The following is a 21,084-nucleotide window of genomic DNA, read 5'->3' as shown; positions in this document are numbered from 1 at the left end:
GTGCGCTTCGGGGTGCTCGGCACCGGCCACTGGGCCCGCGTCGTCCACGCGACCGCGCTGGCCGGGCACCCCTCGGCGTCCCTCGCGGGGGTGTGGGGGCGCGACCTCGAGAAGGCCAAGTCGCTCGGGGCGGAGTTCGACGTCCCTGGGTACGCCGACCTCGGCGCGCTGCTGGAGCAGGTGGACGCCGTGTCGATCGCCGTTCCGCCGGACGTGCAGGTGCCGCTGGTCGAGCAGGCCGCCGCCGCCGGGAAGCACGTGCTGCTGGAGAAGCCGATCGGGCTGTCGCTGGCCGACGCCGACCGGGTGGTCACCGCGGTGCGGACGGCGGGCGTCGCCTCGGTCGTCTTCTTCACGTTCCGCTTCCAGACCGGCACGTCGTCGTGGCTGGCCCAGGCCGGGCGGACGCTGCTCGCCGGCGGCTCCGGGACCTGGCTGAGCGCGCTGGCCGGCAGCCCGTTCGACTCGGCCTGGCGGCGCAAGCACGGAGCGCTGTGGGACATCGGCCCGCACGCGCTGTCGCTGCTGCTGCCGACGCTCGGGCCGGTCACGACGGTGCAGGCCGGGGGCGGGTCCGGGGACACCGTCCACCTGGTGCTGCACCACGAGGCGGGGGTCACCTCGACCGTGACGCTGTCGCACTCGGTGGCGCCGATGTCGACCGGGATCGAGTTCTACGTGCACGGGGACGCCGGCCGGGTCGTGCTGCTGCCCGACACCGAGCACCCCGTCGAGGCGCTGACGGTGGCGGTGGAGGAGCTGGCCGCCGCGGCGGTCGCCGGGGGGACGCACCCGTGCGACGTCGGGTTCGGCCGCGAGGTGGTGGCCGTGCTGGCGACGGCGCAGCGGGCGCTCGCGTCGGGCTGCCGGGAGCCGGTCGGGTCCTGAGGTCCTGGGCGCGGCTTGCGGGTGGTGCTCTTGCGGTCTCGTGCACGCTCCTGCAGCGGGGCACGACCGCAGGAGTGAGCAGGACACCGCAGGAGTCGTGACGGCGGTGCTCCCCGGGCTGTTCCCGCGCTCCTGCAGTGGTCAGTCGTAGGGGTTGGTGAGCACCGGGCGCGCCTCGAGGACGCTGAAGGTCACCGACGCGCCGTCGGTGGTCGTGGTGCCGGGGACGTCGGCATCGGCCCCGCCGTCGACGCTGTAGGTGCCGCTCCAGGTGGTGGTCAGCGAGGCGGTGTAGGTGCCGCTGCGGTAGTCGTGGCTGACCGTGTGGTCGGGGAACGGGGCGCCGGGGTCGGTGCTGGTCAGGGTGGTGCCGTCGCCGGTGTGCCAGGTGAACCCGGTGGCGGTGGCGACGATGTCGACGGTGAAGCCGCGGATGTCGACGGTGAAGGTCTGGGTGGTCGGACCGTCGGTGTAGAAGACGACGGGCAGGCCGGCGAGGGCGTTGCCGGGGGGCTGCTGGTGGGCGGGCAGCTGGGGGAGCGGCAGGGTCTGGAAGTAGCGGAACACCTCGCCGGGCGACGGCGGCGGGTTGAGCGCGGTGATGTCCACGCACGACTGCGCGAGGGCGATCCAGGCGCCTACCGGAGTTCCGGGCGCTCCACCAAGCGCGTCGAATCCGTCGGCGGTCGTCCCGTCGGCGAGGACGAGGCGTTGCTGCTCGATGACGAGCATCTGCACGACGCGATCCGGAGGCGCGGGGCAGAAGGCGTCGTCCTCCGCTCGACAGGTCGCCCCGAGAGCCGTGTCGACATCGCACGGTGCGCTGAGGCGGTAGCGGTACGGCGGAGTTGGGACCGCTTCGTTGCTGGCGGTCCACCCCCCGCCAGGGCTCTGAGCAACGTGCGCCGCCGTTAGGGCACCTGGGATGGGACGAACATCGGGACAGAATCTTCTATCGCAATCTCCCGGCGCTGCCTGAGCGGTCGTAGAAACAAGCAGCGCGAGGATGCACGCTGTAAGCAAGATGACTAACTGGGTCCGGTTTTTCGTCATTCCAGCGTCAACGTGGTCATTGTCCAAGATTCGCGGTTGCTGTCCCAAGCCAGCGCCACGCCACCGCTCAGTTCCAAGTATTCGGGAGTTTCCAGGTCCTCGATAGGTGCACCCGAAGCATCCTTGACGACCAATGGAGCTTGGTCGGCGCGTAGAGCCAGCTCTGCCGCCCCTTCCTTCATGAGAGGGCTGCCGACCGCGGTGATGTTCAGCGAACCTCCGGCGTATTGATACCCCGCGGCGGCGTCCTGCTCGACAGCAATTGCGATGCGGTCGCAATCACGGCAGCCGTCGCTGAACTCGCGGAGGGGGGCGGCGTCCATGACGGTCGATGTCCGGTTGATCAGGTCGATGTAGTACCGCACGAATGCCTCGGCGCCCGCCGCATCCTGCGTGCGTGCCTCGTCGGGCATCGGCAGGTCGGCCGGGCCGAGCGGTGGCAGCCCGGCGTCCGTCGACGGGCTCGCGGCGCTCGCACTCGGCAGGGTGTCGCTGGCCGGCTGCTCCTGCGCGCACCCGCCCAGCAGGGCCACCCCCGCCGTCAGACCCGCCACCATCCGCAGCGCCGCGCGCCGTGCCACTCGTCCTCCCGTGTCGATCTCCGGACGCGGACACTACGGAGCGGCGCGGACCCGGGCACGCGAGCCTGTGGACAACCACCCGATCGCATTGCGTCGCCGCCGCCGCATGCCACGATCAACGGGTGACGACCGCCTCGAACCGTCCCGTGACCCGACGGACCGCACGCGTGGCGGGCGCCGCGATGCTCGCGCTGCCGGCCCTGCTCCTGGGCTGCTCCAGCGACGACGCGTCGGGGGAGGGCTCCGGCGGCGAGGCGCAGGGCACCGAGACGATCGCGCTGGGGATCATCCCGATCATCGACGTCGCGCCGATCTACCTCGGTCAGGAGCAGGGCTTCTTCGAGGAGCAGGGCATCGAGCTGGACCTGAGCGCCGGGCAGGGCGGTGCCGCGATCGTCCCCGGTGTCGCCAGCGGCAGCATCGACATCGGGTTCGGCAACAACTTCTCGCTGGTCGTCGCTGCCTCCAGCGGCCTGCCCCTGAAGGTCATCGCCAGCGGCGTCGACAGCACCCAGGACGCCGAGCGGGACCAGTTCACCATCGTCACCGACGACCCGGCGATCACCCGGCCCGCCGACCTGGCGGGCAAGCGGGTCGCGACCAACACCATCAACTCCATCGGGGACAGCGTCGTCGGCGCCTCCGTCCGCTCCGACGGCGGCGACCCGGAGACGATCACCTTCGTCGAGCTGCCGTTCCCGAACATGGCCGCGGCGCTGGCGGCGGGCGACGTCGACGCCGCGTGGCTGGTGGAGCCGTTCGTCACCCTGGCCGAGCAGCAGGGGATCCGCGTCCTCACCACGCCGCTGAACGACTTCACCGACGTCCAGATCGAGGTCTCGACCTACTTCACGAGCACCCAGTTCGCCAGCGAGAACGCCGACCTGGTGGAGCGCTTCACCACGGCTCTGGACCAGTCGCTCACCTACGCGCAGGAGAACCCCGAGGAGGCCCGGGCCATCCTGCCGACGTACCTGGACATCGACCCGGCGCTGGCCGAGCAGGTCCGCCTCCCGGAGTGGAACACCGAGGTCAGTGAGGAGACCTTCGAGGTCTTCACCGACCTGGCCGAGACCGAGGGCCTGCTGGACGGCGAGGTCGACCTCGACGCGCTGCTGGAGCAGGTGCGGTGAGTCAGAGCGCGTGCGCGAGGCGGTGCCGCGGCTGGTAGAGCAGCATCCAGCCGGCCCCGGGCACGCGCAGCGACGTCACGAGCCCGTAGCCCTGGTCCTCGACGTCGGGCCGGACCTCCACGCCGCGCTCTCGGAGGTCGGCCATCGTGGCCTCGATGTCGTCGCACATGAGCGAGGCCTGGTGGTACGGCACGGCCGACCACGCCTCGGCGCCGTCCCCCGAGGTCGGGTGCACGCCCAGCTCGCTCGGCGGCGTCTTGAAGATGAGCCAACCGCCGCCGGCGTCCAGTGACGGCCAGCGCAACACCTCCGCGAGGAAGCGCCGGGTGGCCGGCGGGTCCTCGGAGTAGACGATCGTGTGGAAGCCGGTGATCACCGCTCCACGCTAGGCCCCGAGGCGGTCGGCCAGCTCCTCGAACGAGCGCACCGACAGGTCGGCGTCCGGATCGGTCCGCGGCGGCACCCGCCGGCCGCCGTGCTCGTCGGGCCGGTGGACGTAGGCCGTCCGCAGCCCGCGGGCGCGCGCCGCCACCAGGTCCTCGACGTGCGCGGCGACCATCAGCACCTCCGACGCCGGCAGGGCCAGCAGCCGCGGTGCGGCGTCGTACACCTCGGGGTCGGGCTTGTAGTGCTGCACGATCTCCGCACCGAGCACGCAGTCCCAGGGCAGGCCCGCCCGCCTGGCCATCTCCACGATCAGCGCCACGTTGCCGTTGGACAGCGGCGCCAGCACGTGCGAGCGCGCCAGCCGGGTGAGCCCGGGGAGGACGTCGGGCCACGGGTCCAGCCGGTGCCAGGCGAGCGTCAACTCGTCCCGAACCCCGGGCGGCACCGAGGCCAGCCCCGCGTCGGCGAGGACGTCGTCCAGCGAGGCGCGGTGCAGCGCGTCCAGCGGCGTCCACGGCAGGTCGCCCGAGCGCACCCGCTCCATCGACGGCGCGTACCGGCCCCGCCAGTCGTCGGCCAGGGCCGCGGCGTCGACCGACGGGCCCAGCAGCCGGCGCACCTCGCGCGCGACCCCGCCGCGCCAGTCGACGACCGTGCCGAACACGTCGAAGACCAGCGCCCGCACCTCCACGCGGCTACAGCCCCAGCGCGGCGGACATCTCCGCGCGCAGCTCGTCCAGCTCGTCGGCGCCGCGGCCCCGCGCGGCGATCAGCCCGGCGTCGTCGTGCACCGGGACCACCGTCTCCAGGTACGCCTTGAGCTTGGGCTCGGTGCCGCTGGGCCGGACGACCACCCGGACGCCGTCCCCGAGCAGGCGGACGGCGTCCACCGGCGGCTCCTCGTGCGCCAGGTCGGTGCACGTCACCTCCCGCCCGAGCAGCCGGGACGGCGGCGCGGCGCGCAGCCGGGCCATCGTGTCCGCGATCCGCCCGAGGTCCTCGACGCGCGCCGACAGCTGCCCGGTCACGAACAGCCCGTGCTCGCCGGCCAGCTCGTCCAGCCGGTCCAGGAGGGTGCGCCCAGACGCCTTGAGCTCCGCGGCCAGCAGCGCGACGGCCAGGGCGGCGGAGATGCCGTCCTTGTCGCGCACCACCTCCGGCGCGACGGCGTACCCCAGCGCCTCCTCGTAACCGAAGACCAGTGGCACCTCCGGCGTGCCGGCGCGGACGATCCACTTGAACCCGGTCGGCGTCTCGGCGAACCGCACCCCGGAGGCCGCGGCCAGCGCGGCCAGCAGCGAGCCGCTCACCAGCGACGCCGCGTACGTGCCCCGCACCCCGCGGCGCAGCAGCCAGTCGGCCAGCAGCGCGCCGACCTCGTCGCCGGTCAGCTGGCGGCCGCCGCACACGACCGAGCAGCGGTCGGCGTCGGGGTCCTCGGCGATGGCGACGTCCGCGTCGACGCGGGCGGCGAGTGCCTGCAGCAGGTCGACCGCGCCCGGCTCCTCCGGGTTCGGGAAGGTGACGGTCGGGAACGCCGGGTCGGGGGAGTCCTGCGCGTCGACGCTCACCGGCGGCGCGAACCCGGCGGCGGCGAACACCGCGCGGGTGGTCTCGGCCCCGACGCCGTGCATCGCGGTGTACGCCACCGTGAGCGCCGCCCGGTCGGCCGCCGGCACGCGGCCGGGGTCGAGCGCGGCGACGACCGCGGCGACGTAGTCCGAGGCGACGTCGTCCCCGAGCGTGCCCCAGTCGTCGGAGCGCGGCACCTCCCGCGCCGGGCCCACCGCGGCGATCGCCGCCTCGATCAACCGGTCGGCAGGGGGCACGAGCTGGGCGCCGTCGTCCAGGTAGACCTTGTAGCCGTTGTCGTCGGGCGGGTTGTGGCTGGCGGTCACCATCACCCCGGCGGCGCAGCCCAGGTGCCGGACGGCGAAGGCGAGCACCGGCGTGGGCAGCGGCCGCGGCAGCGCCGAGACGGCGAACCCCGCCCCGGCCAGCACCGCCGCGGAGACCCGGGCGAACTCGTCGGAGCGGCGGCGGGCGTCGAAGCCGATGACCACCCCGGCGCCGGCGTGCCCCGCGTCGGACAGGTACCGGCCCAGCCCGGCCGCGGCGCGGGTCACGACGGCCGCGTTCATCCCGGCCGGCCCGGCCCGCAGCGGGCCGCGCAGCCCGGCGGTGCCGAACGCCAGCGGGCCGGCGAAGCGGCGCTCCAGCTCGGCGAGGTCGGCCGCCTCGACCAGCGCCTCGATCTCCGCGCGGTCGCCGGCGTGCGGATCGGCGTCGGCCCAGTCGCGGGCCGCGTCGAGGACGCTCATCGATCGGCTCCGCTGCCCGGCGCGATGTCGCCGCGGGGGAGCGGCGGCTCGAAGCGCTCGGCGTCGAACTCCGCGGTCGTGTACTCGCCGCCCACCCGCGCGTGCACCGGGTCGGTCAGGTCCGGCTCGCCGTGCACCTCGACCAGCGCCGACGCGAAGACCTCGGCGTCGTCGGACGGCTCGTAGCCCAGCGCCCGTGCGGCAGTGAGGTCCCACCAGTTGCGGGTGTTGGCCGAGACGCCCCAGACGACGGCGAAGCCGGGGGCCGGCGCCCGCAGCGCGGCGTCGACGAGGGCCACCTGGTCGCGCGGGGACAGCCACGTCGACAGCTGCCGCACCGTCGTCGGCTCGGGGAAGGCGCTGCCGATCCGCAGGCAGACGACGTCGAGGCCGTACCGGTCCACGTAGAGGGAGCCCAGCGCCTCCATCGCCACCTTGGCGACGCCGTAGTACGTGTCCGGCCGCGGCGGGGCGTCGACCTCCCGCAGCAGGCCGCCGTCCGGCCGCGGGGTGTAGCCGGTGGCGTGGTTGCTGCTGGCCAGCACGACGCGGGAGACCCCGGCCCGGCGTGCGGCCTCCAGCGCGCAGTAGGTGCCCTCGATGTTGGCGTGCGAGATCGCCGGCCAGGTCGACTCCCCGGAGATCCCGGCCAGGTGGACGACGGCGGAGGCGCCCGCGACGGCGTCCTCCATCGCGGCGAGGTCGGTGGCGTCGGCGACCACCTGCTCCTCGCCGGGGCGGGTGTCGACGATCGGGACGACGTCGAGGCAGCGGACCGCCCAGCCGCGCTCGGGCAGCCCGCCGCGCAGCGCCGTCCCGATCCGACCGGCCGCGCCGGTGACCAGCACCGGGCCACTCACGGCAGCCGCCCGATCAGCTGCACCAGGAACTCGCCGAGGCGCCCGGCGGCGGCGCGCCCCGCGGCGAGCACCTCCTCGTGGTCCAGCTTCTCGCCGGTGATGCCGGCCGCCGCGTTGGTGACCATCGACAGGCCCATGACCTCCAGGCCGGCGGCGCGGGCGGCGATCGCCTCCAGCGCCGTGGACATGCCCACCAGGTCGGCGCCGAGCGTGCGCAGCATGCGGATCTCGGCCGGCGTCTCGTAGTGCGGGCCGGGCAGCGCGGCGTACACGCCCTCGGTCAGGGCGGGGTCCAGCTCGCGGGCCAGCGCCCGCAGCCGCGCCGAGTAGAGGTCGGTGAGGTCGACGAACGTGGCGCCGACCAGCGGTGAGCGCGCGGTCAGGTTGAGGTGGTCGCTGATCAGCACCGCCTGCCCGACCCGGTGCTCCGGCGCCAGCCCGCCGGCCGCGTTGGTGAGGACGACGGTGCGCACGCCCGCGGCGGCCGCCGCCCGGACGCCGTGCACCACCGGCTCCACGCCGCGGCCCTCGTACAGGTGCGTGCGGCCCAGGAACAGGAGCACGCGGCGCTGGCCCACCCGGACCGAGCGCACCTCGCCGCCGTGGCCGACCGCGGTCGGCGCGGCGAACCCCGGCAGCTCGCCGATGGGCACGGAGGCCTCGGCGGCGCCGAAGGCGTCCGCGGCCGGCGCCCAGCCCGACCCCATGACGACGGCGACGTCGTGGCCGGCGCCGAGGGCGGTGGTGAGGTCGTCGGCCGCGGAGCGGGCGAGGGTCGCGGGGTCGGTCCCGGCGGGGGGTTGGCTCACCGGGCGACGCTAACCCAGCACCGCGGCGGTCCGGGACGACACATCTGCCCCACCCATCCCGCACCGGGCGTGTCCACCGGCGCCGGGGGCCCGGACCCGGAGCATGGGCGGGTGCAGCGCATCGACATCGACGGCGTCCCGGTCCTCACCGCCCCCGGCCCGGACCGGACCACCGCCGCACTCGTGTTCGGGGTGGGCCTCCGGGACGAGACCTTCGCCGGCATCGAGGTGACCCACCTCGTCGAGCACCTGGCGATGAGCGCGCTGCCCAAGTCGCACCTGCGCTGCAACGCGGTCACCGACGTGGACACCACCACCTTCGTCGCGACCGGCCGCCCGGCGGCGGTCGGCGCGTTCCTCGAGGGGGTCTGCCGCGCCCTGGCCGACCTGCCGACCGACCGCATCGACGTCGAGATCGGGGTGCTGGACGCGGAGAACTGCTCCACCGCCGACTCGACCCTCGGCGCGCTGTGGGCCGCCCGGTTCGGCCTGGCCGGTCCGGGGCTGGTGGTCGCCGACGGCCCCGGCCGGGAGTTCCTGACCGAGGACGTCGTGCGCGCGCACGCCCGCCGCTGGTTCGTGCGGGCCAACGCCGCGCTGTGGTGCCGCGGCCCGCTGCCGGAGGGCCTGCGGCTGCCCCTGCCCGACGGCCCGCGCCCGGAGCGCACCACCCCGGAGTCGCGCCCGCAGACCGGGCCGGTCTGGACCGTCGTCCCCGGCAGCGGGGTCGGCCTGCTGCTGGGCGCCACCGGCCCGTGGGACCCGGCGCTGCGCCTGGGCGTCGAGGTGCTCCTCGACCGGCTGCGCGACACCGCCCGGCACCGGCGCGGCATCAGCTACTCGGTCGACTCGGTGGGCCTGGACCTGCACGCCGGCCACCGGGAGGTCGCCGTGGTCGTGGACGCCCGGCAGGGCCAGGAGTCCGCGGTCGCCGACCTGGTGTGGGAGCAGTTCGTCGCCCTGGGCGAGGCCGGCCCGACGGCGGCGGAGCTGGCGCACGCGGTCGCCGGTTTCGAGGAGGAGCTCGACGCCGACGAGCAGGCCGTCGTCGAGGCCGAGCTGGTCGACGCCGCCTACTGCGCGGTCAGCGGCCTGCCGTTCCGGCCGGTCCAGGACGTGGTGCGGGCCTGGCGGACCACCACCGCCGAGGACGTCGCCGCCGCGCTGCGGGCGGCGCGGGGGACGGTGGTGCTCGCGGTGCCCGAGGGGGTGTCCTACGCGGGACCGGGCGCCCCGGTGGAACGGCGCACGCTGTGCTGGGTCGAGCCGGTGCTGCCGGACGGCGAGACGTTCCGCCCGCCCCTGGCCGCCCGCGTCCTCGGCCGGGCGCAGGGGCGCACCCTCGTCGTCGGCACCACCGCGCTGGCGCACCGGGCCGCCGACGGCGACGTCCACCGCATCCCGTGGGAGCTGCTGGAGTGCGCCGTCCCCACCGAGGACGGCCGCGGCCTGCTCGTCGTGGGCCGCAACCTCTGCACCGTCCCCGTGCACGAGGACGTCTTCGGCCGGCGCGCGGTGGCCGCCGTGCGCGCGCGGGTGCCCGCCGACCGCTGGGTGGCCCGGCCGGCGCGGCGGCAGGAGGCCCTCGTCCGCGCGTCCTGACCGGTCGCGGGGGCCGTTCCGGCAGCCGGGAGCGGTGATCGTCCCTAGACTCCGGGCGTGCAGATCCCGTTCCGCTCCTCCGAGCGAGCCAGCCTGGGAGTCGAGTGGGAGCTGCAGCTCGTCGACCTCGGGACGCGGCAGCTGACCGCCGGCGCCATCGAGATCCTCGACGAGATCAGACCCGAGGGCGCCGACGAGCACCCCAAGGCCAAGCACGAGCTGCTGCAGTCGACGATCGAGATCATCACCGGCATCTGCACGACCGTCGGCGAGGCGAAGGCGGACCTCGCCGGCACGCTCGCCGAGGTGCAGGCCGCCGCGGAGCGCCGCGGGCTGGGCCTGATGTGCGCCGGCACCCACCCGTTCACCGACTGGCAGACCCAGCAGATCTCGCCGAAGGAGCGTTACCTCCAGCTGGTCGAGAAGATGCAGTGGCTGGCCCGCCGGCTGCAGATCTTCGGCGTCCACGTGCACGTCGGCGTCCGGGCGCCGGAGAAGGCGATCCCGATCGTCAACGCGCTCACCCAGTACGTGCCGCACTTCCTCGCGCTGTCGGCGTCCTCCCCGTACTGGGTCGGCGCCGACACCGGCCTGGCCAGCGCCCGGTCGAAGGTCTTCGAGGGCATGCCGACCGCGGGGCTGCCCTACCAGCTGTCGGGCTGGGACCGGTTCGAGGACTACATGGAGACGCTGATCTCCACCCACGCCATCGAGAGCGTGCGCGAGGTGTGGTGGGACATTCGCCCGCACCCCGACTTCGGCACCGTCGAGCTGCGCATCTGCGACGGGCTGCCCACGCTCGACGAGATCGGCGCGGTCGCCGCGCTGTCCCAGTGCCTGGTCGAGCAGTTCGACCGCGAGCTCGACCGCGGCTACACCCTGCCGGTCCCGGCCGGCTGGATCCTGCGCGAGAACAAGTGGCGGGCGGCCCGCTACGGCATGGACGCCGACATCGTGGTCGACGAGAAGGGCACCGTCCGGCCGGTGCGCCAGGCGATCACCGACCTGGTCGAGGACCTCGAGCCCACCGCCCGCCGGCTGGGCTGCGAGGCCGAGCTGGCCGACGTCGAGCGGGTCCTCGCCGTGGGCGCGTCCTACCAGCGGCAGCGGGCGGTCGCGGCCGCCCACGACGGCGACCTGTGTGCCGTGGTCGACAGCCTCCTCGCCGAGCTGCGGAACGGGCTGCCGGCCCCCGACCCCGCGGGGGCTCGCGGCGCATGACCGAGTTCCCGGAGAAGCTGGGAACCGCGGTGGACGAGTGGGCCGCCGAGCGGCAGCCGCAGCTGGTGGCCGTCCGCCGCCACCTGCACGCGCACCCGGAGCTGGCCTTCGCGGAGTTCGAGACGACGTCCTTCCTCGAGCAGCGGCTGCGCAACACCGGTCTGGACCCGCGGCGGCTGCCGACCGGCACCGGCCTGGTCGTCGAGGTGGGCTCGGGGCATCCCACCGTGGTGCTGCGGGCCGACATCGACGCGCTGCCGCTGGCCGACCTCAAGGACGTCCCGTACGCCTCGACCCGCGAGGGCCTGTGCCACGCCTGCGGGCACGACGTGCACACCACCGTCGTCCTGGGGGTGGCCATGGCGCTGGCCACCCTCGACGACGTGCCCGGCACCGTGCGCTGCGTCTTCCAGCCCGCCGAGGAGTCGGTGCCCGGCGGGGCCACCGAGGTGGTCGCGGCCGGGGTCCTGGACGGCGCCTCGCGGGCGTTCGCCCTGCACTGCGACCCCTCGCTGCCGGCCGGGACGGTGGGCCTGCGCACCGGCGCCATCACCGCCGCCTGCGACCGGATGGACGTCACCCTCACCGGCCCCGGCGGGCACACCGCCCGCCCCCAGCTCACCGTCGACCTGGTCGACGCCCTCGGCCGGCTGATCACCGACCTGCCCTCGCTGCTCTCGCGGCAGGTGGACCCGCGGGCGGGCATGTCGCTGGTGTGGGGCGCGGTCAACGCCGGGGTGGCGGCCAACGCCATCCCGCAGCGCGGCTCCCTGCGCGGCACCGTCCGCGTGCTGGACCGGGACATGTGGCAGGAGGCCGAGACGGTCCTGCGCTCGCTGGTCGAGCGGGTGGCGGCCACGACCGGCGCCGGGGTGGAGGTCGACTACGTGCGCGGCGTGCCGCCGGTGGTCAACGACCCGCGCGCGGTGGCGCTGCTGCGCTCGGCGGCGCTGGAGACCGTGGGCAACGACGGCCTGCGGCTCTCGCCGCAGAGCATGGGCGGGGAGGACTTCGGCTGGTTCGCCGAGGTGCTGCCCATCGCCCTGGCCCGGCTGGGCACCCACCCCGGAGGCGCGCCCCTGGACCTGCACCGGGGCACCTTCGACGTCGACGAGCGCGCCATCGGGGTCGGGGTGCGGCTGCTGGCCCGCACCGCCCTGCACGCGCTGGCGGCCGACGCCGGGGCGGCGCCGTCCGGCCACTCGCCGCACCCTGGCCGGGCACGTCCCGGCGAACGGCGGTAGACACTCCGCAGACCCACGAGGGGAGCCCGACGATGCGTTCCGCCGATCAGCAGCCGGCCCATCCCGGCGACGCCGAGGTGCCGGCCGAGCACGAGGTCCCCGAGGACCTCCGGCTCGCGGGGGAGTTCCCCGCGGTCTCCCGCGAGCAGTGGCGCGACCTGGTCGCCGGCGTGCTGCGCAAGGCCGGCCGCGAGCAGCTGCCCGACCCGGTCGAGGACGCGCTGCGCCGGCCCGTCGCGACCGGGGTGAGCGTCGGCCCGCTGTACACCGCCGAGGACGCCGGGGAGCTGCCCGCCACGGTCGGCGTCCCCGGTCTCCCGCCGTTCGTCCGCGGGGCCCGAGCGGGTGCCGCGGACGGGAACGCGCCCGGGAGCTGGGACATCCGGCAGCGGCACGCCCACCCCGACGTCGCGGTCACCCGGGAGGCGATCGCCGCCGACCTCGAGAACGGCGTCACCTCGCTGTGGCTGGTCCTCGGCGAAGGCGCGATCCCCGTCGGCTCGCTGGGCGAGGTGCTCACCGACGTCCTCCTGGACCTCGCGCCGGTGACCGTGCAGGGCGGCGAGCCGGCAGCGGAGGCGTTCCTGGGCCTCGTCGAGGGGCGCGGCGACCTCGCACCCGGCGGCTCGCTGGGCCTGGACCCGCTCGGCCTGCACGCCGCCTCCGGCCAGGGGCAGGACCTCTCCGGCCTGGCCGGGTTCGCCCGCCGCGCCGCGGCCCATCCGGGTCTGCGCACCGTCGTCGTCGACGCCACGGTGTACGCCGACGCCGGGGCGTCCGCGGTCGAGGAGCTCGGCTGCGCGCTGGCCGCCGGGGTGGCCTACCTGCGCGCGTTGACCGACTCCGCGGACGGGGGTCAGGGCCTCTCCGTCGACGAGGCGTTCGGCCAGCTGGAGTTCCGGTTCGCCGCCAGCGCCGACCAGTTCACGACCATCGCCGGCCTGCGTGCCGCCCGGCGGCTGTGGGACCGCGTCGGCGAGGTCAGCGGGGCGTCGGCCGACGTGCGGGGGCAGCGGCAGCACGCCGTCACCTCCTCGGTCATGACCACCCGCCGCGACCCGTGGGTGAACATGCTGCGCACCACGGTCGCCTGCTTCGCGGCCGGCGTGGGCGGGGCCGACGCCGTGACGGTGCAGCCCTTCGACGCCGCGCTCGGCCTGCCCGACGCGTTCTCCCGCCGGATCGCGCGCAACACCCAGAGCCTGCTGGTCGAGGAGGGGCACCTGGCGCGGGTCCTCGACCCGGCCGGCGGCTCCTGGTACGTGGAGTCGCTGACCGAGTCGCTGGCGCGCGCCGCCTGGGCGTGGTTCACCGAGATCGAGGCCGCCGGCGGGCTGGCCGCCGCCCTCGACTCGGGCCTGGTCGCCGACCGCATCGGCACCGCGTGGTCGACCCGGTCCCTGCGGCTGGCCTCCCGCACGGAGGCGATCACCGGGGTCAGCGAGTTCCCCAACCTGACCGAGCGGCTGCCGGAGCGGCAGCCGGCCGCCGAGGTGCTGCCGCGCGGGGGGCTGCCGCGGGTGCGCGCGGCGCAGGAGTACGAGGCGCTGCGGGACCGCGCCGAGGCCGCACCCGGCCAGGCGCGGGTCTACCTGGCCACCATCGGCCCGATCGCCCGGCACACCGCCCGGGCCACCTTCGCGGCCAACCTCTTCCAGGCCGGCGGGCTCGACACGCCGGCCGGCGACGGCGCCGGCGGCCTCCCCGGCGCGGGCACGACGGTGGCCTGCATCTGCGGCACCGACAAGGACTACGCGGAGTCCGCGGCGGCGCTCGCCGCAGAGCTGCGCGCCGCCGGAGCCACCTCGGTGTGGCTGGCCGGCAAGCCGTCGCTCGCCGTGGACGGCGTCGACGGGTACGTGTACGCCGGGTGCGACGCGCTCGACGTGTTGCAGCGAGTCCACGAGCAGCTGGGAGTGCCGGCATGAGCCTGATCCCCGACTTCAGCGGCGTCGAGCTGGGCCGCCCGGCGGCGGCCGGTGGCGTCTCGATCGACGACTGGGCCAAGCGGTTCGAGGAGACCACCGGGCGCAGCGTCGCCGAGGCCGCGTGGGAGACGCCCGAGGGCATCGCCGTCCCCCCGCTGTACACCCCCGCCGACCTCACCGGGCTGGACTTCCTGGCCACCTACCCGGGCGCCCCGCCGTACCTCCGCGGGCCCTACCCGACGATGTACACCACCCAGCCCTGGACCGTCCGCCAGTACGCCGGCTTCTCCACCGCCGCGGCGTCCAACGCGTTCTACCGGCGCAACCTGGCCGCCGGGCAGAAGGGCCTGTCGGTCGCGTTCGACCTGCCCACCCACCGCGGCTACGACTCCGACCACCCGCGGGTCGTCGGCGACGTCGGGATGGCCGGCGTGGCGATCGACTCGATCCTGGACATGCGGCAGCTGTTCGACGGCATCCCGCTGGACCGGATGAGCGTCTCGATGACCATGAACGGCGCGGTGCTGCCGGTGCTGGCGCTCTACATCGTCGCCGCCGAGGAGCAGGGGGTGGCGCACGCGCAGCTGACCGGGACCATCCAGAACGACATCCTCAAGGAGTTCATGGTCCGCAACACCTACATCTACCCGCCGAAGCCGTCGATGCGGATCATCAGCGACATCTTCGCGTTCACCTCGCAGGAGATGCCCCGGTTCAACTCGATCTCGATCTCCGGCTACCACATCCAGGAGGCCGGGGCGACGGCCGACCTGGAGCTGGCCTACACGCTGGCCGACGGCGTGGAGTACCTGGCGGCGGGCCGGGACGCCGGGCTGGACGTCGACGCGTTCGCGCCGCGGCTGTCCTTCTTCTGGGCCATCGGCATGAACTTCTTCATGGAGGTCGCCAAGCTGCGGGCCGCGCGGCTGCTGTGGGCGCGGCTGGTGCGCGACGCCGGGGCGCAGAACCCGAAGTCGATGTCGCTGCGCACGCACTCGCAGACCTCGGGCTGGTCGCTGACCGCGCAGGACGTCTACAACAACGTCGTCCGGACCTGCCTGGAGGCGATGGCCGCCACGCAGGGGCACACCCAGTCGCTGCACACCAACGCCCTCGACGAGGCGCTCGCGCTGCCCACCGACTTCTCCGCCCGGATCGCCCGCAACACCCAGCTGCTGCTGCAGCAGGAGTCGGGCACCACGCGGGTGATCGACCCGTGGGGCGGCTCGGCGTACGTGGAGAAGCTGACCTACGACCTGGCCCGCCGCGCCTGGGCGCACATCGAGGAGGTCGCCGAGCACGGCGGCATGGCGCAGGCGATCGACGACGGCATCCCGAAGCTGCGCATCGAGGAGGCCGCCGCGCGCACCCAGGCCCGCATCGACTCGGGCCGGCAGCCGGTGATCGGCATCAACAAGTACCGGGTCGAGGCCGACGAGCAGATCGAGGTGCTGCGGGTCGACAACGCCGACGTGCTGGCCCAGCAGAAGGCGAAGCTCGCGGAGCTGCGCGCGTCCCGGGACGGCTCGGCGGTGGAGGAGACGCTGCGCCGGCTCACCGACGCGGCCCGCGCCGCGGCCGAGGGCCGCCGGGACCGGCCCAACCTGCTCGAGCTCGCCGTCGCCGCGGCCCGGGCCCAGGCGACCGTCGGGGAGATCTCCGACGCGCTCGAGGAGGTCTGGGGGCGGCACTCGGGGCAGGTGCGCACCATCTCGGGTGTGTACCGCGACGAGGCAGGGACATCCGGGCCGGTGGAGGAGACCCGCCGGCTGGCCGAGGCGTTCGAGGAGGCCGAGGGACGGCGGCCGCGCATCCTGGTCGCCAAGATGGGCCAGGACGGGCACGACCGCGGCCAGAAGGTCATCGCCACCGCCTTCGCCGACCTGGGCTTCGACGTCGACGTCGGCCCGCTGTTCCAGACCCCGGAGGAGGTCGCGCGGCAGGCGGTCGAGGCCGACGTCCACGTCGTGGGCGTCTCCTCGCTGGCGGCCGGGCACCTCACGCTGGTGCCGGCGCTGCGGGACGCGCTGGCGGCGCTCGGGGCCGACGACGTGGTCGTCGTGGTCGGCGGTGTCATCCCGCCCGACGACGTGCCGACGCTGCAGGAGATGGGCGCCGCCGCGGTCTTCCTCCCCGGCACGGTGATCGCCGAGGCCGCGCAGGACCTGCTGCGCACGCTCTCGGGCCGCCTCGGCCACGCATGAGCCCGACGGCCGTCGGGAGGGCGGGGTGAGCCGGACGGTCGACGTGCCGGCACTGGTCGAGGGGGTGCTGGCCGGGGACCGCCGCTCGGTGGCGCGGGCGATCACCCTCGTCGAGTCGCAGCGCGCCGACCACCGCGAGCGTGCCCAGGAGCTGCTGGTCGGGCTGCAGCCGCACGCCGGCGGAGCCCGGCGGGTGGGGATCAGCGGCGTGCCCGGCGTCGGGAAGTCCACGTTCATCGACGAGCTCGGGGTCACGCTCACCGCCGCGGGGTCGAAGGTGGCGGTGCTCGCCGTCGACCCGTCGTCCGCCCGGTCCGGCGGCTCGATCCTCGGGGACAAGACGCGGATGGCCCGGCTGTCGGTGGACCCGGCGGCGTTCATCCGGCCCTCGCCGACGTCCGGGACCCTCGGTGGGGTGGCCCAGGCGACCCGCGAGTCGATCGTCGTCGTCGAGGCGGCCGGCCACGACGTCGTCCTCGTCGAGACCGTCGGGGTCGGGCAGTCGGAGATCGCCGTCGCGGAGATGGTCGACTCCTTCCTGTTCCTGACGCTGGCCCGCACCGGCGACCAGCTGCAGGGCATCAAGCGCGGCATCCTGGAGATCGCCGACGTCATCGCCGTGAACAAGGCCGACGGGCCGGGGGCGGCCGACGCGCGGAAGGCGGCGCGGGAGCTGGCCGGGGCGATCCGGATGCTGCGGGGGCACGGGGAGGACTGGGAGGTCCCGGTGCTCACCTGCGCCGGGCTGACCGGTCAGGGGTTGGACGCGGTGTGGGCGGCGCTGGTCGAGCACCAGGAGCGCCGGCGAGCCTCGGGCGCCCTGGAGGACCGGCGGCGCGACCAGCAGGTGCGCTGGACCTGGCAGCTGGTGCGCGGCGAGCTCGAGCACCGGCTGCGCGCGCACCCCGGCGTCCGGGCGGCCGCGCCGGAGCTGGAGAAGGCGGTGCTCGCCGGGGAGCTCACCCCCGCCCTGGCCGCCCGGCAGCTGCTGGAGACCTTCCTCGGGGACGACGCCGGGCGCTGACCAACCTCGCAGCGTGCGCACCCCTCACTCCCTGTCACGTCCGCTGGTCGCCGTCGGTACCGCGCTGAGCGCTGCTGCTCGCCGGGTGCGGCTCGGACGAGACCTGCGCGGCGGCCGAGGCACTGCCGGCCGGCGGCTCGGTGACCGACCCCGTCCTGTTCGACCCGGGCGACGACATCACCGCCGCGCAGGACGAGCTCACCGACTGGTGGTTCGACACCTGCGCGTGAGCGCGGCTCACACGCCGGTCGAGCGGCACTCCCGCGCGCGGAGCTCGGCCACGTAGTCGTCGGGCGCCCCGGCGGCCTGGGCGGCGTCGGCCAGCGCGCCGAGGTAGCGGGCCGAGGGCAGCCCGCCCTCGAACGCGTCGAGCACGTAGACGTAGGCCACCTGGTCGTCGGCCAGCGTGTTCACCCGCAGGTGCAGCTTCCGGTAGAGGCCGAGGTCGGCGCCCTCCCACGCGTCGAGCGCCCGCTCGTCGGCGTCGGTGAGGTCGTAGAGGGCGACGAAGACGCCGGGGGAGAGGGACTCGCCCGGCGTGGTGTCGTCGGGCACGAGCGTGGCCAGGGCCCCCTCCCAGCCGAGTTCCTCCGCGCCGAAGGTCAGCCGCCAGCCCCGGATCCAGCCGGTGCCGGTGTGCGGGGAGGCGGGGCAGCGCCGCAGCATCTGTGCGGGGTCCATGTTCGACCCGTACGCGGCGTAGAGGCCCATCGCCGCCGAGCCTACGGGCGTGTGGCGCGATCGCTCCCGGGGGAGGGACGACGGGGGCCGCGGCCGCCGGGGAGAATGGCCGCAGCACCGTGTCCACCGCGCACCGACAAAGGACCCCCATGACCCGCATCGTGATCATCGGCGGCGGACCCGCCGGCTACGAGGCCGCGCTGGTCGCCTCCTCCCTCGGTGCGGAGGTCACCGTCGTCGAGCGGGACGGCATCGGTGGGGCGAGCGTCCTCACCGACTGCGTCCCGTCCAAGACCTTCATCGCCTCGGCCGGCGCGATGACCAACGTCCGCGACTCGGTCTCCCTCGGCGTGCAGGGGGCCGAGCTGGCCGCTGTCGGCATCGACCTGGCCGCGGTCAACCAGCGGGTGAAGGGCCTCGCGGTCGCCCAGTCCTCCGACATCAAGGCCCGCCTGGTCGGCGAGGGCGTGCGCGTGCTGGCCGGGCAGGGCCGCATGGCCGACGAGGACCGCCGGCTGGCCGAGCACCGGGTCCAGGTGCTCGACGCCGACGGCGCGGTGGGCGAGACGCTCGAGTGCGACGTCGTGCTCATCGCCACCGGCGCCGACCCGCGGGTGCTGCCCGGCGCCGAGCCCGACCACGAGCGGATCCTCGACTGGCGCGACGTCTACGACCTGCACGAGATGCCCGAGCACCTGGTCGTCGTCGGCTCCGGCGTCACCGGTGCGGAGTTCGCCTCCGGCTACCTGGAGGGCGGCGTCCCGGTCACCCTCGTCTCCTCCCGCGACCGCGTGCTCCCCGGCGAGGACTCCGACGCCGCCGAGGTGCTCGAGGAGGTCTTCCAGTCCCGCGGCGGACGGCTCGAGCGCGGCCGCGCGGCCGGCGTGCGACGCACCGAGAAGGGGGTCTCGGTCGAGCTGACCGACGGCCGCACCGTCGAGGGCTCCCACGCGCTCATGACGGTCGGGACGGTCCCCAACACCGACGGGCTCAACCTGGAGCGGTGCGGGGTGGAGCTGGCGGAGTCGGGCCACGTGGTCGTAGACCGGGTGTCCCGCACCAACGTCCCGGGGGTCTACGCCGCCGGCGACGTCACCGGCGTCTTCCAGCTGGCCTCGGTCGCGGCCATGCAGGGCCGGATCGCCATGTGGCACGCGCTCGGTGAGGCGGTCAACCCGATCCGGCTGAAGACCGTCTCGGCCAACGTCTTCACCCACCCGGAGATCGCCACGGTCGGGGTGCAGGAGAAGACCCTCGCCGAGGACGCCGACGTCGACGTCGTCCGGCTGTCGCTGGCCACCAACGCGCGGGCCAAGATGGCCGACCTCCGGGACGGCTTCGTGAAGCTGTTCGCCCGCCGGGCCACCGGCGTCGTCGTCGGCGGGGTCGTCGTCGCCCCCGGTGCCTCCGAGCTCATCCTGCCGATCGCCCTGGCGGTGACCAAGGGACTGACGGTGAGCGACATGGCCCAGACCTTCGCGATCTACCCGTCGCTGTCGGGCTCGATCACCGAGGCCGGTCGCCGGCTGATGGGCACCGACGAGCTCGCGTAGCCGGGGCGGCCGGGGCCCGTGCGAGCGCCGGGGCGACTGAGCCGGGTGTGACAGCGGGTTCGGCTGGACTCCCCGGATCCGGTGCCGACGGGGGCGGGGCCCGCCGATGCCAGGGGGGATGCACCCCTCCCGGACGTCCCCCGCCACCCGCCGCCGCCCGCTCCGGGCGCTGGCCGTGGCGGCGACGGCCGCCGCCCTCGCCGTCGGCCTGCCCGCGGTCGCCGCGCAGGCCGAGGAGGCCCCCGGGCAGACCCACGTGGGCGAGGTCGTGCGCGTCTGGACCGACGCCGGCCCGCACGGGGACGCCGCGGCCGAGGCAGCCGCCGGTGCGCCCGTGACCCTGGTCGAGAACGCGGCGGGCGCGTCGGTGCCGGTCCCCGGCGCGGCCGCCGCGGACCTGCCCCTCGGCGCGACCGTCGAGGTCCCCGTCGGCGAGGAGACCGCCGGGGCTGCCGACCAGCCGCCCGCGCCGGAGCTGCCCGACGCCGACGTCCTCCGCACCGCCCCGAGCGGCGGCGCGCCGCTCACCAACCAGGTCACCGTGGCCCGCGTGCTGCTCCCCGGCGCCACCGACGACGGCACCTCCGTGGCGGCGCTGGTCGAGGCCGTCGACACCGAGGTCGCCCCGTTCTGGGCCGGCGAGACCGACGGAGCCATCCGGCTCGGCGTCACCGCCACCGCCACCGACTGGGTGCAGGCGACCGTCGACTGCTCCGACCCGACGCTGCTGTGGAACCAGGTCGGTGCCGCCGTCCACTTCGAGGACGGGCCGGGTCGCCACCTGCTGCTGTACGTCGTCGGCGCGCCGGGGACCGACTGCGCGTACGCGATGGGCGAGGTGGGCGCCGGTCCCGGCGCCGGTGGCCGGGTGTACGTCCGCGACGCCCTGCCCTCGGTGATCGCCCACGAGCTCGGCCACAACTTCGGTCTGGGGCACTCCTCGGGCTCCCAGTGCGACGGCGCGGTCGAGGGCGGCAACTGCCGCACCGCCCCCTACCGGGACTACTACGACGTCATGGGTGCCTCCTGGCGGCAGGTCGGCGCGCTCAACGCCCCGCAGGCGGCCGCGCTGGGCGTGCTGCCCCCGTCGGCCCAGGTGGCGCTGCCCGCCGACGGCGCGACCACCACCCTCGCCCTGGCTCCGCTGTCCGGCCGCACCGGCACCCGCGCCGTCCGGCTGGCCGACACCACCGGTGGCACCTACTGGCTCGAGCTCCGGGCCGCCGCGGGCCGGGACTCCTGGCTCGGCACCGCGGACAACCGCTTCCGGCTGCAGACCGGCGTCCTGCTGCACCGCACCGGCGCGATGCCCGACACCTCGGTGCTGCTCGACGGCAGCCCCGCGGCCGCCGGGGCGTGGGACCGCGACCTGCAGGCCGCCCTGCCGGCCGGGGTCCCGGTGGTCCTCGCCGGCGGGGACCTCGTGGTCACCGTCGCGGAGGTCACCGGGGCGGGCGCGACGGTCACCGTCACCACGACGGCCCCCGCGGCGCCGGTGCCCCCGCAGCCCCAGGCCGCCGGCGCCCCTCGGGTGCTCGCGGGCGCCGCGGGCCGCGCCGCAGCCGCCGGGTCGCCGGGGGCCGGCGACGCACCCG

At 75.3% G+C, this 21,084-nt stretch carries 18 protein-coding genes; 10 read left to right on the top strand and 8 right to left on the bottom strand.

The genetic code is table 11. The features are described from left to right. Positions 1–888 carry a Gfo/Idh/MocA family protein gene (locus PGN05_RS07750; protein ID WP_419751964.1) on the top strand — a complete coding sequence of 296 codons (888 nt, stop codon included), beginning with the start codon at positions 1–3 and terminating at the stop codon, positions 886–888. A 141-nt stretch (positions 889–1,029) separates the two neighbouring features. On the opposite strand, the gene PGN05_RS07745 is transcribed toward PGN05_RS07750, so the two are convergent. Then, positions 1,030–1,626, bottom strand: a complete 597-nt coding sequence (locus PGN05_RS07745; RefSeq protein WP_419751963.1) for a hypothetical protein — start codon at positions 1,624–1,626, stop codon at positions 1,030–1,032. Between the two features lie 311 nt (positions 1,627–1,937). Continuing rightward, entirely contained in the window at positions 1,938–2,522 is a 585-nt protein-coding gene (locus PGN05_RS07740) for a DUF6318 family protein (RefSeq protein WP_419751962.1), read from the bottom strand. A gap of 167 nt (positions 2,523–2,689) precedes the next feature. On the opposite strand from PGN05_RS07740, the gene PGN05_RS07735 reads away from it, so the two are divergent. Continuing rightward, positions 2,690–3,655, top strand: coding sequence for an ABC transporter substrate-binding protein (locus PGN05_RS07735; protein WP_419751961.1), 966 nt, complete (start codon positions 2,690–2,692; stop codon positions 3,653–3,655). A gap of 1 nt (position 3,656) precedes the next feature. Here PGN05_RS07735 and PGN05_RS07730 read toward each other — a convergent pair whose 3' ends face one another. From PGN05_RS07730 to PGN05_RS07710, 5 genes are read right to left on the bottom strand one after another with little or no spacing between them, the layout of a single operon-like run. Further along, positions 3,657–4,031, bottom strand: a complete 375-nt coding sequence (locus PGN05_RS07730) for a VOC family protein (protein WP_419751960.1) — start codon at positions 4,029–4,031, stop codon at positions 3,657–3,659. A gap of 9 nt (positions 4,032–4,040) precedes the next feature. Continuing rightward, positions 4,041–4,733: a haloacid dehalogenase type II gene (locus tag PGN05_RS07725; RefSeq protein WP_419751959.1), complete on the bottom strand. Its 693-nt coding sequence runs from the start codon at positions 4,731–4,733 to the stop codon at positions 4,041–4,043. A 4-nt stretch (positions 4,734–4,737) separates the two neighbouring features. Continuing rightward, a complete protein-coding gene (locus PGN05_RS07720; protein ID WP_419751958.1) occupies positions 4,738–6,363 on the bottom strand; it encodes a phospho-sugar mutase in 1,626 nt (541 codons plus the stop codon). Further along, a complete protein-coding gene (locus PGN05_RS07715; RefSeq protein WP_419751957.1) occupies positions 6,360–7,223 on the bottom strand; it encodes an NAD-dependent epimerase/dehydratase family protein in 864 nt (287 codons plus the stop codon). The genes PGN05_RS07720 and PGN05_RS07715 overlap by 4 nt, the downstream gene beginning before the upstream one ends. After that, complete coding sequence (locus PGN05_RS07710) at positions 7,220–8,032, bottom strand: purine-nucleoside phosphorylase (protein ID WP_419751956.1); 813 nt, start codon at positions 8,030–8,032, stop codon at positions 7,220–7,222. Before PGN05_RS07710 ends, PGN05_RS07715 begins: the two co-directional genes overlap by 4 nt. Positions 8,033–8,143: 111 nt before the next feature. Here PGN05_RS07710 and PGN05_RS07705 point away from each other — a divergent pair, with 111 nt between their 5' ends. Genes PGN05_RS07705 through meaB form a run of 6 tightly spaced genes read left to right on the top strand, consistent with a single transcriptional unit; the run spans position 8,144 to position 17,255 of the window. Continuing rightward, positions 8,144–9,634, top strand: coding sequence for a hypothetical protein (locus PGN05_RS07705; RefSeq protein ID WP_419751955.1), 1,491 nt, complete (start codon positions 8,144–8,146; stop codon positions 9,632–9,634). A 57-nt stretch (positions 9,635–9,691) separates the two neighbouring features. After that, complete coding sequence (locus PGN05_RS07700; RefSeq protein WP_419751954.1) at positions 9,692–10,855, top strand: glutamate--cysteine ligase; 1,164 nt, start codon at positions 9,692–9,694, stop codon at positions 10,853–10,855. Then, entirely contained in the window at positions 10,852–12,099 is a 1,248-nt protein-coding gene (locus tag PGN05_RS07695) for an amidohydrolase (protein WP_419751953.1), read from the top strand. Before PGN05_RS07700 ends, PGN05_RS07695 begins: the two co-directional genes overlap by 4 nt. 32 nt (positions 12,100–12,131) lie before the next feature. Further along, complete coding sequence (locus PGN05_RS07690; protein ID WP_419751952.1) at positions 12,132–14,027, top strand: methylmalonyl-CoA mutase subunit beta; 1,896 nt, start codon at positions 12,132–12,134, stop codon at positions 14,025–14,027. Further along, entirely contained in the window at positions 14,024–16,231 is a 2,208-nt protein-coding gene (gene scpA / locus PGN05_RS07685; RefSeq protein ID WP_419751951.1) for a methylmalonyl-CoA mutase, read from the top strand. Before PGN05_RS07690 ends, scpA begins: the two co-directional genes overlap by 4 nt. A 25-nt stretch (positions 16,232–16,256) precedes the next feature. Next, on the top strand, positions 16,257–17,255 hold the full coding sequence (gene meaB, locus PGN05_RS07680) for a methylmalonyl Co-A mutase-associated GTPase MeaB (protein WP_419751950.1): 999 nt from the start codon (positions 16,257–16,259) through the stop codon (positions 17,253–17,255). Between the two features lie 237 nt (positions 17,256–17,492). On the opposite strand, the gene PGN05_RS07675 is transcribed toward meaB, so the two are convergent. Next, positions 17,493–17,966 (bottom strand): gamma-glutamylcyclotransferase family protein, encoded by a 474-nt coding sequence (locus PGN05_RS07675; RefSeq protein WP_419751949.1) that lies wholly within the window; start codon positions 17,964–17,966, stop codon positions 17,493–17,495. Positions 17,967–18,085: 119 nt separating this feature from the next. On the opposite strand from PGN05_RS07675, the gene PGN05_RS07670 reads away from it, so the two are divergent. After that, positions 18,086–19,489, top strand: a complete 1,404-nt coding sequence (locus PGN05_RS07670; protein WP_419751948.1) for an NAD(P)H-quinone dehydrogenase — start codon at positions 18,086–18,088, stop codon at positions 19,487–19,489. A 118-nt stretch (positions 19,490–19,607) separates the two neighbouring features. After that, positions 19,608–21,084, top strand: a 1,477-nt coding sequence (locus PGN05_RS07665) for a reprolysin-like metallopeptidase (protein ID WP_419751947.1), incomplete at its 3' end; no start/stop codon positions are given.

The organism is Geodermatophilus sp. CPCC 206100 (genome assembly GCF_048569675.1).
In the GTDB taxonomy this organism is placed as follows: domain Bacteria; phylum Actinomycetota; class Actinomycetes; order Mycobacteriales; family Geodermatophilaceae; genus Geodermatophilus.
The sequence above is the reverse complement of the archived record's forward strand: the minus strand, read 5'-3'. Positions and strand labels throughout refer to the sequence as shown.

Bases quoted from the DNA above. Each gene is read 5' to 3' on its own strand.
- PGN05_RS07720 (WP_419751958.1), bottom strand. From the start codon at position 6,363: ATGAGCGTCCTCGACGCGGCCCGCGACTGGGCCGACGCCGATCCGCAC.
- PGN05_RS07695 (WP_419751953.1), top strand. From the start codon at position 10,852: ATGACCGAGTTCCCGGAGAAGCTGGGAACCGCGGTGGACGAGTGGGCC.
- PGN05_RS07690 (WP_419751952.1), top strand. From the start codon at position 12,132: ATGCGTTCCGCCGATCAGCAGCCGGCCCATCCCGGCGACGCCGAGGTG.
- scpA (WP_419751951.1), top strand. From the start codon at position 14,024: ATGAGCCTGATCCCCGACTTCAGCGGCGTCGAGCTGGGCCGCCCGGCG.
- PGN05_RS07675 (WP_419751949.1), bottom strand. From the start codon at position 17,966: ATGGGCCTCTACGCCGCGTACGGGTCGAACATGGACCCCGCACAGATG.
- PGN05_RS07670 (WP_419751948.1), top strand. From the start codon at position 18,086: ATGACCCGCATCGTGATCATCGGCGGCGGACCCGCCGGCTACGAGGCC.